General features: G+C 75.5%; 10 protein-coding genes. 5 read left to right on the top strand and 5 right to left on the bottom strand.

The annotated features are described in order from the left end of the window. Positions 1 to 67: 67 nt before the first annotated feature. Positions 68 to 532: a hypothetical protein gene (locus tag ACIPXM_RS15540; protein WP_401655423.1), complete on the bottom strand. Its 465-nt coding sequence runs from the start codon at positions 530 to 532 to the stop codon at positions 68 to 70. A gap of 232 nt (positions 533 to 764) precedes the next feature. On the opposite strand from ACIPXM_RS15540, the gene eccCa reads away from it, so the two are divergent. Then, on the top strand, positions 765 to 4919 hold the full coding sequence (eccCa, locus tag ACIPXM_RS15535) for a type VII secretion protein EccCa (protein WP_401655422.1): 4155 nt from the start codon (positions 765 to 767) through the stop codon (positions 4917 to 4919). Then, positions 4916 to 7546: a hypothetical protein gene (locus ACIPXM_RS15530; protein WP_401655421.1), complete on the top strand. Its 2631-nt coding sequence runs from the start codon at positions 4916 to 4918 to the stop codon at positions 7544 to 7546. The genes eccCa and ACIPXM_RS15530 overlap by 4 nt, the downstream gene beginning before the upstream one ends. Before the next feature lie 104 nt (positions 7547 to 7650). On the opposite strand, the gene ACIPXM_RS15525 is transcribed toward ACIPXM_RS15530, so the two are convergent. Then, positions 7651 to 8304 carry an LPXTG cell wall anchor domain-containing protein gene (locus ACIPXM_RS15525; protein ID WP_401655420.1) on the bottom strand — a complete coding sequence of 218 codons (654 nt, stop codon included), beginning with the start codon at positions 8302 to 8304 and terminating at the stop codon, positions 7651 to 7653. A 270-nt stretch (positions 8305 to 8574) separates the two neighbouring features. Here ACIPXM_RS15525 and ACIPXM_RS15520 point away from each other — a divergent pair, with 270 nt between their 5' ends. Next, positions 8575 to 9492 carry an SGNH/GDSL hydrolase family protein gene (locus ACIPXM_RS15520; protein ID WP_401655419.1) on the top strand — a complete coding sequence of 306 codons (918 nt, stop codon included), beginning with the start codon at positions 8575 to 8577 and terminating at the stop codon, positions 9490 to 9492. A gap of 92 nt (positions 9493 to 9584) precedes the next feature. Beyond that, a complete protein-coding gene (locus ACIPXM_RS15515; protein WP_401655418.1) occupies positions 9585 to 9944 on the top strand; it encodes a hypothetical protein in 360 nt (119 codons plus the stop codon). 144 nt (positions 9945 to 10088) lie between these two features. Here the strand turns inward: ACIPXM_RS15515 and ACIPXM_RS15510 are convergent, their stop codons facing one another. Beyond that, positions 10089 to 10700 (bottom strand): hypothetical protein, encoded by a 612-nt coding sequence (locus ACIPXM_RS15510; RefSeq protein ID WP_401655417.1) that lies wholly within the window; start codon positions 10698 to 10700, stop codon positions 10089 to 10091. 66 nt (positions 10701 to 10766) lie between these two features. Then, positions 10767 to 12032 (bottom strand): cytochrome P450, encoded by a 1266-nt coding sequence (locus ACIPXM_RS15505; protein WP_401655416.1) that lies wholly within the window; start codon positions 12030 to 12032, stop codon positions 10767 to 10769. 213 nt (positions 12033 to 12245) lie between these two features. Here ACIPXM_RS15505 and ACIPXM_RS15500 point away from each other — a divergent pair, with 213 nt between their 5' ends. After that, a complete protein-coding gene (locus tag ACIPXM_RS15500) occupies positions 12246 to 12884 on the top strand; it encodes a sigma-70 family RNA polymerase sigma factor (RefSeq protein WP_401655415.1) in 639 nt (212 codons plus the stop codon). Between the two features lie 29 nt (positions 12885 to 12913). On the opposite strand, the gene ACIPXM_RS15495 is transcribed toward ACIPXM_RS15500, so the two are convergent. After that, positions 12914 to 15844 (bottom strand): AfsR/SARP family transcriptional regulator, encoded by a 2931-nt coding sequence (locus ACIPXM_RS15495; protein WP_401655413.1) that lies wholly within the window; start codon positions 15842 to 15844, stop codon positions 12914 to 12916. Between the last annotated feature and the right edge of the window lie 89 nt (positions 15845 to 15933).

Below are 15933 nucleotides of genomic sequence, written 5' to 3'. Positions count from 1 at the left end.
GAGCGCTCCCGGCCGCAAGAACGGCCCCGGTACGGCGGACGGTTCACCTCCGCCCGGTCCCGCTCGGTCAGTTCCGGCGGAGCGCGTCCACCAGCGTCGTCACGCCGTCCTCGCCGTCCCGCTCGATGAGCACGGCCACCCAGGACGCCGCCTCCAGGCGGTCGTCGGCGGCCCAGCGCGGCGCGGACGGATGCTCGTCGACCACCAGGGCGAGCGCGAGCAGCCGCAGCTCCGCGAACCGCTCGGCGGGCAGCCCGCTGAGCGCGGTGAGCTCGGACAGACCGCTCGGCCGCAGGCCCGGCCCGGTGGACAGCCCGAGCAGCCGGGCCACCGCGGCGATCACCGTCCCGGCGGCCGCGGGCGGCACGTCCAGCCCGGTGCCGTACCCGTCGTCATCGCCGGTGCTGTCGTCGCCACCGCCGTCCGCACCGGCCGCCGGTCCCGCGGCGTCCGCCGCCCATGACCGCAGCAGCGAGCGGACCGCCTCCGTCTCCGCGTATCCGGTCCCGTCCCCGTCCCCGTCGCCGTACACCGGACTCTCCTGACTCTGCTGCTGTGCGTGCCTCTGCTCGGTCTGACTCGCCGACACGGTCCTCGCCACTGTAGCGGCCCACCACAGCGGAACAACGGTCACGACCGCCACCCCGGTTCACCCACCCCACCCGCGCGACGACCGGGTGAACCCCACGCGCCGCACCCCCCGTTCTCCAGGGGGCCGGACGTCCGAGAAGAGCAGCCGCCGGCCAGGTGTGAGGAGCTTTGCGTTGAGCGTGGTGCAAGTCGACCGCCCGCCCCGGCGGCCCGGCCCCGAGATGCCGGACGGCGAGATCCAGTTGCAGGAACCGCCCGTCCTGCCGGAGCGGCAGAGCGGCCTCGGCAACATCATCACGATGCTGCCGATGGCCCTGTCCTCGCTGTCGATGGTCTTCATCTTCCTGCGGCCCAACGGAGGCATCCTCACCTACGTCGCCATGGGCACCATGGCCGTCTCCGCCATCGGCATGATCGTCACCCAGATCATCCGCGGCAACACCGACCGCAAGCAGGAGCTCGCCGCCGAGCGCCGCGACTACCTGCGCTACCTCACCCAGATGCGCCGCCAGGTCCGCAAGGACATCGGCAAGCAGCAGGAGGCCCTGGCCTGGCGCCACCCGGCGCCCGGCGAGCTGCGCTCGCTGGTGCGCACCAGCCGCCTCTGGGAGCGGCGCGCCGCCCACCCCGACTTCAGCGACGTCCGCATCGCCGTCGGCGCCCAGCGGCTCGCCGTACGGCTCGCGCCGCTCGCGACCAAGCCCGTCGAGGACCTGGAGCCGCTGACCGCGCACGCCCTGCGCCGCTTCATCCACGCCTACGGCACCGTCGCCGACCAGCCCGTCGCCATCCACCTGCGCGGCTTCGCGCACGTCCTGATCCGCGACGAGCGGGCCGAACCCGCCAAGGCCGCGCCGGGCGCCGACCCGGCCGCCGAGGCCGAGGCCCAAGCGGGAACAGGACCCGAAGCGGGAGCCGGGGCCGAGGCCGGGGCGCGGGCCCGCGACCTGGTCCGCGCGATCCTCGCCCAGCTCGCCACCTTCCACGCCCCCGACGAACTGCGCATCGCCGTCGTCGCCGCGCCGGAACGCCGGGCCGACTGGGAGTGGACCAAGTGGCTCCCGCACGCCCTGCACCGCAGCGAGACCGACGGCGCGGGCGCGCTGCGGCTGCTCGCCGGCACCCTCGGCGAACTGGAGCAGCTGCTCGGCGACGAGTTCGGCGCCCGCCCGGCGTACGAGCCGGACGCCGTGCCCAGCCGGGAGGAGCCGTACACCGTCATCGTGCTCGACGGCGCCACCTTCGCCGGACCGCACCGCGCCGCCCTCGGCGGCTACCGCAACACCACCGTCATCGACGTCGGCGACACCCTGGAGTGGAAGCACAGCCGGCTCACCCTGCGGCTGCGGATCACCGACACCCCGGCCGCCACCGGCACCGGCGACGACGGCACCGACGACGAGAGCGCCGTCACCGCGGCCGTCGCCTCCGACAGCCAGGGCCCGTACCTGGAGATGGTCGCCGCCGACCGCAACCGCAAGGACGAGGTCACCGCGCTCGGCACCCCCGACCTCCTCACGCTGACCGCCGCCGACCGGCTCGCCACCCTCATGGCGCCCTACCGGATCGGCGACACCCTCGACTCCGGCGAACCCCTCACCACCGACTTCGACCTCACGGCGCTGCTCGGCATCAAGGACCTCCACCACTACGACGTGGCGGAGACCTGGGGCCGCCGCACCCTCGGCACCAAGCTGCGCGTCCCGCTCGGCCTCGGCCCCGACGGCACCCCCATCGACCTCGACCTCAAGGAGTCCGCGCAGGGCGGCATGGGCCCGCACGGCATGCTCATCGGCGCCACCGGCTCCGGCAAGTCCGAGCTGCTCCGCACCCTGGTGCTCGCCCTCGCGCTCACCCACTCCTCCGAGATCCTCAACTTCGTCCTCGTCGACTTCAAGGGCGGTGCGACCTTCCTCGGCCTCGACGACCTCCCGCACACCTCCGCCGTCATCACCAACCTCGCCGACGAGGCCGACCTCGTCGACCGCATGCGCGACGCGCTGCACGGCGAGATGATCCGGCGCCAGGAACTCCTGCGCGCCGCCGGAAACTACTCCTCGCTCCTGGAGTACGAGACCGCGCGCGCGGGCGGCACCCCGCTCGACCCGATGCCGACACTCTTCGTCGTCGTCGACGAGTTCTCCGAACTCCTCGCCGCGCACCGCGACTTCATGGACCTGTTCGTGATGATCGGCCGCCTCGGCCGCTCGCTCGGCGTGCACCTGCTGCTCGCCTCGCAGCGCCTCGACGAGGGCCGCGTCCACCAGCTGGAGTCGCACCTCTCCTACCGCATCGGTCTGCGCACCTTCTCCGCCATGGAGTCCCGCGGCGTGCTCGGCGTCCCCGACGCCTACCAGCTGCCCTCCCAGCCCGGCAACGGCTATCTGCGCAGCGACATCTCCACCCTCAGCCGCTTCAAGGCCGCCTACGTCTCCGGCGGTTACCGGCCGAAGCGGCGCACCGAGGCGCAGCGCGCCGTCGTCGCCGGACAGGTCGTCGCCTACAGCACCGAGTACGTGGCCCCGCGCACCCTCCCGCAGCCCGCCGAGGAACCCGAGCAGCAGCCGGAGACCGAGGACAGCCGCTCGCTCCTGGACATCGCCGCCGACCGGCTCAAGGACGCCGGACCGCCCGCCTACCAGGTGTGGCTGCCGCCGCTCGACGTGCCGCCGACCCTCGACGAACTGCTGCCGCCGATCGGCCCCGACCCCGACCACGGCTTCACCGTCAGCACCTCGCTGCGCGGCACCCTCAAGGTGCCCGTCGGCGTCGTCGACAAGCCCTTCCAACAGCTGCGCGACCTGCTCGTCGCCGACCTCGGCGGCGCCGACGGCCACGTCGGCATCGCGGGCGCCCCGCAGTCCGGCAAGTCGACCCTCCTGCGCACCCTGATGACCGGGCTCGCGCTCACCCACTCCCCGGCCGAAGTGCAGTTCTACTGCCTCGACTTCGGCGGCGGCACGCTCTCCGGACTGCGCGGCCTGCCGCACGTCGGCAGCGTCACCGGACGCCACGACCCCGAGCGGGTCACCCGCACCATCGCCGAGATCAACTCGATCATCACCCGGCGCGAGCAGTACTTCGCCGAGCAGGGCATCGACTCCGTCGCCGTCTTCCGCCGCAGGAAGGCCGCCGGAGAACTCCCCGACGACCCGCACGGCGACGTGTTCCTGGTCATCGACGGCTGGAACACCCTGCGCCAGGAGTTCATGGACTACGTCCAGCAGCTCACCCTGATCTCGCAGCGCGGCCTCAACTACGGCGTCCACCTGATGGTCGCCACCACCCGCTGGGGCGAGGTCACCAGCAACCTGCGCGACCAGCTGCAGACCCGCTTCGAACTGCGGCTCGGCGACCCCGTCGACTCCGTCATCAACATGCGGGCCGTCGCCAAGATCCCGAAGATCCCCGGCCGCGGCATGACCGCCGACCAGATGCACTTCCTCGCCGCGCTGCCCCGGATGGACGGCATCGGCACCACCGACGACCTCGCCGAGGGCATCGCCGACCTGGTCGACGTCGTCGCCGACCACTGGAGCGGACCGCGCGCCCCCGAGGTGCGGATGCTGCCCCTGCTGCTCGACGCCGCCGCCCTGCCGGCCCCGCGCGGCGCGCTGCGGATCGCGCTCGGCCTGGAGGACCAGAACGTCAGCCCGCTCTGGCACGACTTCGCGCAGGACCCGCACCTGATCGTCGTCGGCGACACCGAGTCCGGCAAGACGAACATGCTGAAGTACCTGGCCGGGCAGATCATGACCGCGTACACCCCCGACGAGGCCCGGATCATGCTCGTCGACTACCGCCGCGAGCTCTACGAGACGGTGCCCGAGGCGTACCGCCTCGGCTACGCCGTCGCCGCCGACCCGCTCCGCAAGATGATCGCGGGCGCCGCCAAGGCGATGGGCGGCCGGGTGCCGTCCGCCGACATCACCCCGGACCGCCTCAAGCTGCGCGACTGGTGGACCGGACCCGAGCTGTTCATCATCGTCGACGACTACGACCTCGTCAGCGGCGGCATGCAGCACCCGTTCCAGCCGGTGCTCGAACACCTCGCGCAGGGCGCCGAGGTCGGCCTCCACATCATCGTCGCCCGTTCCGCGAACGGCGCCGGACGGATCGGCGGCGACCCGCTGCTGCGCCGGATGCAGGAGGTCAACACCCCGGGCGTGCTGATGTCCTGCCCGCCCAGCGAGGGCTACGTCTTCGGCAACACCAAGCCGCGGGTGCTCACGCCCGGCCGCGCCCTGCACATCACCCGGCGCCGCACGGTCCAGCTCCAGACGCCGTACCTCGACCCCGACACCCCGCAGAACGGAACGGACGGATGACCCCGACCACCACCCGCCTCAGCCCGGTCGGCCCGCACCTCGTCATCGCCCCGGCCGAGGCCGAACCGGCCCTCGCGTCGGCCCTCGCCGGGCTCGACGGGGTCCCGGACGCCGTGGTCGTGCTCGCCGCCGCCGCCGACGCGGCCCCGGTGCTGCGCGCGGGCCTCGCCGACCTGACCGCCCTCGCGGCGGCCCGCGACGCCCGCTGTCTGATCCTCGCCGCCTCGGGCCTCGGCGCGGCCGGCCCGGACGGCACCCGCCCGGCCCAGGCCGTGGCCCGGGCCGCCGGCTTCCCGGTGATCGCCCCCGACGACGTGGTGACCGTCGACCCCACCGGAGCGCTCGCCCTGGGCGACGGCGGCGCCTGGTGGCTCGCGGTGCCGGGGGAGGAGCCGGTACGGGCCGGGTCGACGTGGCCGCCGACGGTACCGGGGCACGCGGCGGAGGCCGCCCGGCCGGAGGAGCCGTCGGAGTCCTCGGAGCCGGAGCAGCCCTCGGAGTCCTCGGAGCCGTCGGAGCCGTCGGAACCGGAGACGGTGGTGCTTCCGGCAGTGCCGGAACGTGATGAACCGGATGAAACGGTCGTACGGCCCGGGGTGTTCGCCGGGTCCGAGGCGCCGTCGGCGACCGACGAGGCCCCGGAGCCCCAGCCCCAGCCCCAGCCCCAGCCCCTGGCCCCGGCCGCGCCCGAGCCGCTCGCCGCCGCGATCGCACCGGCGACCCCGGTCCGGGCCGCGTCCGGCGCCGCCGGCATGTTCGGCGGCGCCGACCCCGACAGCCCCGACTTCGGCATCCTCGGCGGCACCCGCGTCCCCATCGACCGGCCCACGGCCGCCACACCGCCGGTCACACCCCCGCCCGCCGCCCCGGCCCCCGCCCCGGTCCGCTGGCTCGGCGAGACCCCGGACGAGATCGCCGCGCTCGCGGCCGTACGGGCCGGACAGCACGTCCTCGGCTACGGGATGCCGCCCTACGGCACCCGCTACCTCGCCGAGTTCGTCGCCCTCGTCAAGAAGGCCGACCCGGACCCCGAGGGCCTGGTCCTGACCGCGCCCTGGGCCGAACCCGACCAGCTCTGCGCGCTCGCCGCCGCCCTCGCCGAGCTCTTCGGCCAGGACGTCCGCGCCGCCGTCGGACTGCCGGTCCGCACCGAGGACGGCGAGTTCGCCGCCGTGCACGTCGACCACACCGGCACGCCCACCTGGCGCCCCGGCCTCGTCGAACTGCTCGCCTCGCCGGGCCGCCGCCGCGTGGTGCCGTCCGCGTGGCGCCGCCTGCCCGGCCTCGCCCCGCTCGGCCCGGCCGTGCACCGGGCACCGGTCACCGGCTGGGTCGTCGAAGCCGTCCCCGCGGGCTACTGGCTGCGCCCCGAGACCCCGGCCGGCACCCCCTGGCCGCGCGAACTCCTCGTCGAACCGCACCGCCCGGCCCTGGTCGTCGGCGACGCCCACGGCGCCACCGACCCCGAGGTCTGGGAGCGGCTGCGCCCGCTGCTGGACGCGCTGCCGCCCACCGGGACCCCCGCCGCGTACGGACTCCGGGTGTACGGGGAGCACCCCGAGGTCCTGGCGAGGGCCCGGGCGGCGGCGGCCGGGCACGGGCTGGTGTGGCTGGGCCCGGTCGACGAGTCCGACGAGTCCGAAGGGTTCGCGGAGTCCGAGGAGTTCGAGGAGGGGGACGACGAGGCGGAGGAGCAGACCGCCGAGGCGGAGCCCGTGCCCGTGCCCGTACCGGCCGTACCGCAGGCACCCGAGCCGGAGCCGCAGCCGGAACCCGAGCCCGAGCCCGAGCCGGTCGTGGCCGCCCCGGCCCCCGCCCCCGCACCGCCCGCTGCGCCCCCCGCCGTCCCGGCCGCCCCGGCGCCCCCGGCGCCCCCGGCGCTCCCGGTGCCCACGCGCAGCGGCGGCGGCGACCGCAGCGGGCTCAAGGACCTGCTCGGGCCGCGCTACCACCTGCTGGCCAGCAAGACGGAACTGCTCGCCTCGCGGCTGCCCGCCCTGCGCTCGACCACCCAGGACGACCTCAAGCCCGACCTGGTGGCGATCGCGCTCTACCACGCGGACACCTCCGAACCGGCGTCCCGCGCCGAGCTGGTGGCCGCCGCCAGGTCCGGCGTCGCCGGGCCGTACACACCGCTCCTGACCTGCCTCGGCTCGGGGCTCCGGCGACTGCCCAGCCACTACGGCGCGGTGATGCTCGCGGCGCCCGCCGAGACGGTGCCGCTCGACCGCTATCTGCCGGGCGAGGTCCTGGTCGAGCCGGGCCCGGTCGCCGCCGTGGCCGCGTGCGACCTGGAGCTGGACGGCGCCGTGGAGTTCGGCATCTGGTCCACGACGGGCCGCAGGACCAATGTGTTCGGCGGCGCCGACGCCGAGCCGGAGGTGGTGTTCCCGCCCGGCGCGTCGTTCGTGGTGCTCGACCTGATCGCACCCGAGGACGACGGCCCCATCCGGGTGCTGCTGCGCGAGGTGTCGCCGGGCGAGGGCCCGGGCCCCCGCGACGAGCGGGCCAGGGAGCGGCTGTCGAGCTGGTTCGAGCGGCGCGACATGCTGGAGGCGGAGGACCGCAGGCGCCTGCCGGACGGCGGCGCCCGCTTCCACCTGGCCCCCGGCGCCCCGCTGCGCTGACGCCCGCCGTACCCGGACACACGAGAGCGGCCGGCACCCCCCACCGGGTGCCGGCCGCTCGTTCATGGGGCGCCGCTCGCGGGGCGCCCCGGCTCACCGCTGGTTCAGTGCTGGCGCCGGCCGCGGCGCGCGACCAGGACGGCGCCGCCACCGGCGATGAGCACCGCACCGGCCGCGCCGATGGCGATGAGCTGGCCGTCGGACGAACCGGTCTCGGCCAGGTTCGGCGGGGTGGACGGCTTCGGGGGCTTCGACGGCTCGGGGGTGGCCGGCGGCGTGGTGGACTCCGACGGGGTCGGGGTGGGCGTCGTGGTCGACGGCGTGGGGGTGGGGGTGGTCTCCGACGGCGTCGGCGTCGGCGTCGGCGTGCTCGGGGTGGGGGTCGGCGGCTTCGGGGTCTCCGGCGCGCAGCCCTCCAGGACACCGACCTCGACCGAGGCCGTCAGCGTCTCCTTGGCGGACGGCACGACGGTGACGGTCCACTTCACGGCCTTGCCCGCGTAGGGGACGGTGACCTTGGTGGTGCCGCGGCCCGGCACGTGGCCGGTGAGCTTCTGGTCGTCCTGGTCGTTGGTGAGCGTGAAGTCCGCGCCGTTGCGGTACTTGTCGCCGACCGTGACGGCGAGCTCGCCCGGCTTGTCCTCGCACTCCGCCTTGATGGTGATGCTTCCGGGCGGCCAGGCCGCGGCCGAGGTGATGGTGGCGGCGCTGATGAGGGCCGTCGAGGCGAGCACGACGGCGGCGCGCAGGCGCTTCATGGATTCTCCTGGGTACGTGTCCGCGGCCACCCGTGCGTGCCGCGTCGACCGCCAGAACGGCCCGCACCGCCCCGAGGGTTCACCGCCGCCCGGACCGGGTCCGCCGGACACCCCGGCGCGAGACGGGTTGAACCCGTGGCCGGGTCCCGGGCGTTCTTCGCGACAGGACCGCTCGTGGCGCCGCCACACCCCGTTCTCCGCGGTCCGCCATCCCCGTCATCCCTGTTCTCACCCCTGTTCTCATCCCCTTCCCCTTTCACAGATCGGCGAATGTCCATGCGTGTTCTGCGTGCACTGGGTCTGGGCGCGGCCGCCCTGACCCTGTCCGTGACCTCCGGCCCTGCCGCCCTCGCGGCCACCCCCGCCGAGGCCCCGGCCCCGGCGCAGGCCCGGGCGGCGGCCTCGGAGTCGTACTACCTCTCCCTCGGCGACTCCCTCTCGACCGGCTACCAGCCCGGCCTCGGCGACACCGACGAGGGCTACGCCGACCGCCTCCACCAGGTCCTGAAGGCGTTCCGGCCGGGCCTGAAGCTGGTGAAGCTCGGCTGCACCGGCGAGACCGCCAACACCTTCGTGAACGGCGGCAAGTGCGCGTACGGCGACGCCGACAGCCAGCTCGACGCGGCCGTGGACTTCCTGCGCGCGCACCCCGGCAAGGTGTCGTACGTCACCCTGAACATCGGCGCCAACGACATCAACGCCTGCGTCCGCCCGAACGGCGTCGACACCACCTGCCTGACCTCCGCGATGCAGGGCGTCGCCGCGAACCTCACCCGGATCACCCAGACCCTGAAGGAGGCGGGGGCCGCCGGCACCGTCACACCGCGGTACGTGGGCATGGGCACGTTCGACCCGCTGCTCGCGGCCTGGCTGCGCGGGCCCGCCGGGCAGGAGCAGGCCCGCCAGTCGGTGCAGCTCGTCGCCGGTTTCAACGCCCTGGAGAGCGGCGTGTACCGCAAGGCGGGATTCGGTGTCGTCGACGCCGACCGGCTGTGGCACACCGCCGACTTCACCCACACGGTGACCCTGCGCGACTTCGGCACGGTGCCGGTCAACGTCGGCCTGGTCTGCTCGCTCACCACCATGTGCACCAAGGGCGACCTGCACCCCACCCCGGCGGGCTACGCGTACATCGCCGCCGCCTTCGCCGTGGAGATCGCCACCGGACGCGAGAGCGCCGAGGGCTGAACCGGGCTCCCCGCACCGTCCGTTCCAGGCGGTGGCACGACCGCCGCGTGACCCCCGCACGCGGCGGCAGGACCCGGAGGAGGACCCCGCTGATGTCTGAGATGTCCGACGTGTTTCGCTTCGGCGCCCATCCCGAGCACGGTTACGTGGCCTCGGCCCCGGAGGGCGTGTCCGCGCACCTGGCGCACTGGCTGCTCGGCTGCGTGCAGTTCCTGCCGGTGCCCGGCGCCCCCGCCGTGTACGCCCTCACCGACCCGCACGCGGACGGGGCCCGGCGCACCCGCCGGGCGGTCGCGGACCTGCGCCGCAAGGGCCACCGGGTGGACGCCGACTACCTTCTGGACCCGGCCCGGTCACCGGACCCGACCCCGCCCCCGCAGCCCCCGGTCCCCGCGGCCGCCCGCCCGGTCACGCTGCCGCTCGTCCTGCCCCGTTTTCTCCCGGCGGCCTGAGCGCAGGTGCCGGAACGCCGAACCGGCGCCGCCCCGTCCACGACGGGTGCGGCGCCGGTCCGGCGTTCCGGGGCGGTCGCTCGTGCGCCCCGCGCCCGTGCCGAGCACGGGACGGTGCGCGGCGCGACTCAACCGGGCACGTCCTCAGCCCGGCGCGTCCGAGGGCCGCCGCGAGGCGCCGTAGTGGGCGGTCAGTTCGGCCGCGTAGGCGGCGGGCACGCGGCGGTCGCGGAACACCGGCCGCAGCCAGGAGCCGAGGACGCCGGCCACGTCGAGGGCGGGTCCGTGGCGGGCGCACCAGTCGCGGCGGGCGGCCTCGCCCGGGAAACCGCGCAGGACCGCGACCTCCGGGTCGCGTTCGCCCCAGCAGCCCCACCGGCCGGAAGGCCCGGTCAGGGCGACCGTCCGGGCCGCGATGGTGACCGATTCCCAGGCGTCCCCGTCCTCCTCGAAGCCGACCCGCGCCCAGTAGTCGTCAGGAGTGGCGTCGACGGGCAGCGAGAGGGCCGGGACGACGTCCCCGTCGGCGGCAACCACCAGCAGGTCGATCCGCCGGTCGCCGTGCAGCCCGGCGAGCGCGGTCAGCGCGGGCCAGGCGTCCGGGGTGAGCAGCGTGTCGAACGGGTAGAACACCGCCTCGTCGGCGAGCTCCCGGAACACCTGCGCGGGCAGCCGCGCGTCCAGGTCGAAGACGGCGGCCGCGCGGTCGCGGACGGTGTCCGGCCGTGGGGCGGGGACGGGGGCGTGATCGGTCACCGGGCGAGCGTACCGAGCCCGGTGACCGGCCACGGCCTGGCTCGGCCTGACCTGACCTGACTTGACCTAGTGCCCGGCGGCGCGGCCGAGCCGGACCGGCAGGCCCTGGTAGCTGTGCAGGGCCACCGTCGGGTTCGGGACCAGTGCGGACGCCGGGACCGCCAGGTCGAGGTCGGGGAAGCGGTCGAAGAGGGCCGGGAGCGCGATGGCCGCCTCCATGCGGGCCAGGTGGGAGCCGGGGCAGATGTGCGGGCCGTGGCCGAAGGAGATGTGCCGGGTCCCGGTGCGGGTGATGTCGAAGCGGTCCGCGTCCGGGCCGTGGGTCTCCGTGGCGTGCCCCATCGCCCCGTACGACATGAGCACCGGCTCGCCCTTCCCGATCACCCGGCCCGCCACCTCCACGTCCTCCGTGGCGTAGCGGAACAGGAAGTTGTTGACCGGCGACGCCCAGCGCAGCGTCTCCTCGACGACCGCCTCCCAGGTCGCCTCCCCGGCCCGCACGAGCTCCAGCTGATCGCGGTGCAGGCACAGCGCGCGGACCGCGCTGACCAGCAGGTTGACCGTGGTCTCGTGCCCGGCGGCGACCATCACGCCGAGCGTGCCGCGCAGCTCCACGTCACTGAGCCGGTCACCGTCCTCGTTCACCCCGATCAGCGCGCTGGTCAGGTCGTCGCCCGGGTTCGCCCGCCTGTCCGCGATCACGCCGAGGTAGAACTCCTGGAGCGAGGCGAGCGTCGCGAGGGTCTCCTCGGGCGAGGTGATGCTGCTGAACAGCGAGTCGTACAGCCCGCGCAGCCGGTCGGCGTGCACCTGGGTCAGCCCGAACAGCGAGCCGATCACGCTCATCGGCAGCGGGAACGCGAAGGTGTCCTTCAGGTCCACGACCTCGTCCGCCGTGTGCTCCGCCACCAGCCGCCCGAGCAGCCCCTCGGTGATCTCGGTGATCCGGGGACGCAGCGCCTCCACCCGCCGCACGGTGAACGCCGCCGCCGTGTACGAGCGCAGCCGCCGGTGATCGGCCCCGTCGACCGTGACCACGCTGCGCGGCGAGGTCACCGCCCCGATCAGCGGCCAGCCCGCCGGCACCTCGCCGCGCCGCCAGGCGCCCCAGTGGTTGATGTCCTTCACGAACCGCTGGTCGGTGAGCAGCTCCTTCGCCACCTCCTGCCGGGTCACCGACCACGCCCGCACCCCGCCGGGCATCTCCACCCGCACCAGCGGACCGGCCGCGAGCAGCCTGCGGTGCTCGTCGTGCCGGTCGACGGCGAACGGGTCGAGGACGAAGGGCTCCTCGGTGGTCGCGGTGGCGGGTCCCGTGGTGCTGGAGGTCATGCCGGTGTCCTCTCGGTGAAGCGGATGCGTCGTCGCGTGGTCGCGTGGGTCGCGTTCACCCGGACCGAACGGGCCGGACACCCGCCGGAGTTCACCGCGTGCGCCGGGCGCCGCGCGCCCCGCGCGCCCCGCGCGCACCGCCACGGTGACACCGCGGTCCGCCGTTGGCGCCGCGTTGGCCGCGCGTTGGCGGGCTCGCGCAGAGTGTGTGGGGTGAAGACCTCTCCTGACCCCGGCACGTCGGACCCCGGTACGGCGGACAGCGGTACGGCCGACGGCGGTACGGCCGACGGCGGTACGGCGGGCCGGACCGCGACGCCCGCGCGCGGCGCCCGGCTCGCCCCCGACGTGTTCGCCGAGCTGTACCGGGCGCACGCCCCCGCCCTCCTGGGCGCGCTCCTGAAGCTGACCCACGGGGACCGGGGCCGCGCCGAGGACGTCATGCAGGAGACCTTCGTCCGGGCCTGGACCCACCCGGAGGCGATCCGCTCCGTCGCCCAGGGCCGCCCCCGGCTGTTCACCGTCGCCCGCCGCATCGTCATCGACCAGTACCGGGCGCAGGCGTGCCGGGTCCAGGAGGTGCCGGGCGAGACCCATGAGGAGCAGGCACCGGCCGTCGCCGCCGACCCGTACGACGCGGTGCTGCTCGCGCACGACGTCGAGGGCGCCCTCGCCCGGCTGCGCCCGCACCACCGGCAGGTCCTGGTGGAGGTGCACCTGCGCGGCCGCTCGTTCGCCGACGCCGCCCAGGTCCTCGGCGTGCCCGTCGGCACCGTGAAGTCCCGCGCCCACCACGCGGCCCGCGCGCTCCGCCCGGTGCTCGCCGACCGCGGCCTCAGCCGGGCCGGATGACACCGCGGGCGTCAGCCCTCCGGTACGGCCTAGTCCGGGTCAGGCTCCAGCCAGCGCGCCCGCACCCCCGCGAGGCGGTCCGCCTGCACGGTGTCGCCGAGCCGGGTGTACAGCGCGAAGGCCGTGTCCAGATGCTCCAGGGCCTCGCCGGAACGCTCCGCCGCCCGCAGGAAGTTGGCGTACTGGAACTCGAACAGGGCCTCCACCGCCAGCGCGCCGGTCGTCCGGGCGAGCGCCAGCGAGTCGAGCAGCACCTCCTGCGCCTCGGCGTGGTGGCCGAGCCGGTGCAGGGCCTCGGCCTCGTTGTAGCGGGCGTTGAACTGGTACGTCGCCGTCGGATGGGCCGCGAGGAACCGACGGGCCTCCCGCGCGTAGTCCAGGGCCGTCGCCAGATCGCCCGAAAGCCCCTTGAAAGCCGAGGCGTTGGCGTACGCGCGGGCCGCCGACTCGGTCAGGCCGCTGCCCCTGATCAGGTCCAGGACCCGCTCGGACAGCGCGTCGGCGCCCGGCAGGTCACCCCCGTCGGCGACCGCCGTGGCCTGCGCGACCAGCGCCTGGATGTGCAGGTTGCCGTCCCCGGGCGTGGTCCGGGCGACCGCGCGCGCCGCCATCTCCCGGGCCTCGTCGGGGCGGCCGAGCTTGCTGAGCGCGGTCGAGAGCGCCGCCTCCAGGGTGACCACGCCCGCCGTGCCCCCGGTGCGCAGCGCGGCGCGCAGCCCCGCCCGCAGACAGTGGGCCAGGTCGCCGAACGGCTCCGCGCCGAAGTACAGCCAGTGCACCGCCGCCGCGAGCCGCCAGGACCGCTCGTCCTCGCCGCGCTCACCGGCCCGGGTCACCAGGGCCCGGACCACCGGCTCCTCGCGGCGGAACCAGGCGCGGGCGGCCGGCACGTCGGGCAGCCGGGGCAGCGCCCGGGCCGCGAACTCCAGCGGCCGGTACGCCTCGGGGCCCGGCTGCACATGCCCGGCGGCCCGGCCGACCGCCGCCAGGTGGTAGTCGAGCAGCCGCGCGAAGGCGCGGGCCGCCACCTCGGGCGGTTCGGCGGCGAGCAGTTCCGCGCCGAACAGCCGGACCAGGTCGTGCCGCCCGTACCGGCCCGGCGCGTTGTCGGTGAGCAGGTGGTACGCGGCGAGCGAGCCGAGCGCCCGGCGGGCCCCCGGCGCGTCCGAGCCGAGCAGCGCCGCCGCGCCCGGCACGTCGACCTCGGCGCCCGGGTGCAGCGCGAGCAGCGGCAGCAACCGGGCGGCGTCCGGCGGCAGATGACGGTACGTCATGGTCAGCGCGCTGCGGACGCCGAGCGAGCTGTGGGTGTCGAGCACCACCAGCCGGGTCCGCTCGTCGTCCAGTTCCTCGACCAGGTCCGCCAGGCTCCAGCCGGGCCGCGCGGTGAGCCGGGCGGCGGCGATCCGCAGCGCCAGCGGCAGCCGGTCGCACAGCGCGACCAGCCGGTCGGCGGCCGCGGGCTCGGCCCGTACCCGGTCGGCGGTGAGCAGCCGTTCCAGCATCACCTGGGCGTCGTCCACGGGCAGCGGCTCCAGGCTGACGAGCGCGGCGCCCTCGGTGACGAGCAGGTCCTCCAGGGTGTTGCGGCTGGTGACGACCGCCGCGCAGCCGGGCCCGGCGGGCAGCAGCGCCGTCACGTCCTGCGCGTCGGAGGCGTTGTCGAGGATCACCAGGAGGCTTCTGCCCGCGGTGAGTTCGCGGTACAGCCCGGCGCGTTCGGTGCGGTCCTCCGGCACGCGGGCGTCCGGCAGGCCCAGGGCCCGCAGGAAACGGCCGAGCACCTCGCCGGGGTCGGCGGGGCCCGCCGGGTCGAAGCCGCGCAGGTCGGCGAAGAGGCACCCGTCGGCGAAGCCCTCGGCGGCGGTGTGCGCCCAGTGGACCACCAGCGCGCTCTTCCCGGACCCGGCGGCGCCGACCACCACGGCGAGCCCGCCGCCGGTCCGGTCCCGCCCGCACTCCACGTCGAGCCGCCCGGCCTCCCCGGTCCTGCCGACGAACCCGACCGGCGGGCGGGGCAACGGGGTTCCGGTGCCCGCGCCGGTGGCGAGCACCGTGCGCTCGGCGAGGGAGGCGGGGGCGCTGGAGGAGGCGGCCTCGGACGGGCCGGGTGCCGGGTCCGTCCGAGGCCGGGTGAGCGCAGAGGGCCCAGAGGGCCCAGAGGGCCCAGAGGGCCCAGAGGGCCCAGAGGGCCCAGAGGGCCCAGAGGGCCCTGGGGGCTCGGCCGCGAGCACCGCCGCGAACGCCTGCCGCAGCTCGGGACCCGGCAGCACCCCCAGCTCCTCGTCGAGCCGCAGCCGCGCGTCGTGGTACGTGGTGAGCGCGTCGGCGGTCCGGCCCGCCTGCTGGAGGCAGCGCATGAGGAGGGCGACCGCGGTCTCGCGCAGGCCCTCGGCCCGTACCGTCTGCTCCAGGGCGGGGACGGCCCGGGCCCCGGTGCCGAGCCGCAACTGCCGTTCGGCCCAGGCGGCGAGCACCTGTGCCCGGGTCTCGTCGAGCGCGTGGGCGAGTTCGGCGCGCAGCGCGGTGGCGGGCAGATCGGCGAACGGCGCGCCGTGCCAGAGGTTCAGCGCCTCCTGGAGCAGCGCCGAGGCGTCCCGGTCGTCGGCGAGGGCCCGGGCCCGGGCGGCGAGCCGGTCGAGCCGCAGCGCGTCCACCCGGTCGGCATCGCCGAGGAGTTGGTAGCCGGGGGAGCGGGTGAGCAGCTCGAACGGGGTGCCGGCCAGGACCTTCCGCAGGGCGGCCACATGCCCCTGGAGGGCGGCCTTCGCCTGAGCGGGCGGTTCGTCGTCCCACAGCAGCGCGTAGAACCGCTCGACCGGTACAGGACGGCCCAGTTCATGGGCGAGCAGCGCGAGCACGGCGCGGCGCTTGGCGCCGGACAGCGGTGCGGTCGTGCCGTCGGCGGTGCGCAGTTCGACCGGCCCGAGCAGCCGGACACCGCTCGCGTCCACCACCATCGGCCGACCCCTTCCCCGCATCACCGCCGTGCGGCGGTGCGTCCCTCAGGAGGGCCACAGCTTACGCGGATTCCGATCAAGCGAAACCC

The sequence above is a fragment of the Streptomyces sp. NPDC090025 genome (genome assembly GCF_044748125.1).
GTDB lineage: Bacteria > Actinomycetota > Actinomycetes > Streptomycetales > Streptomycetaceae > Streptomyces.
This window is presented reverse-complemented; position numbering and strand designations above follow the sequence as displayed.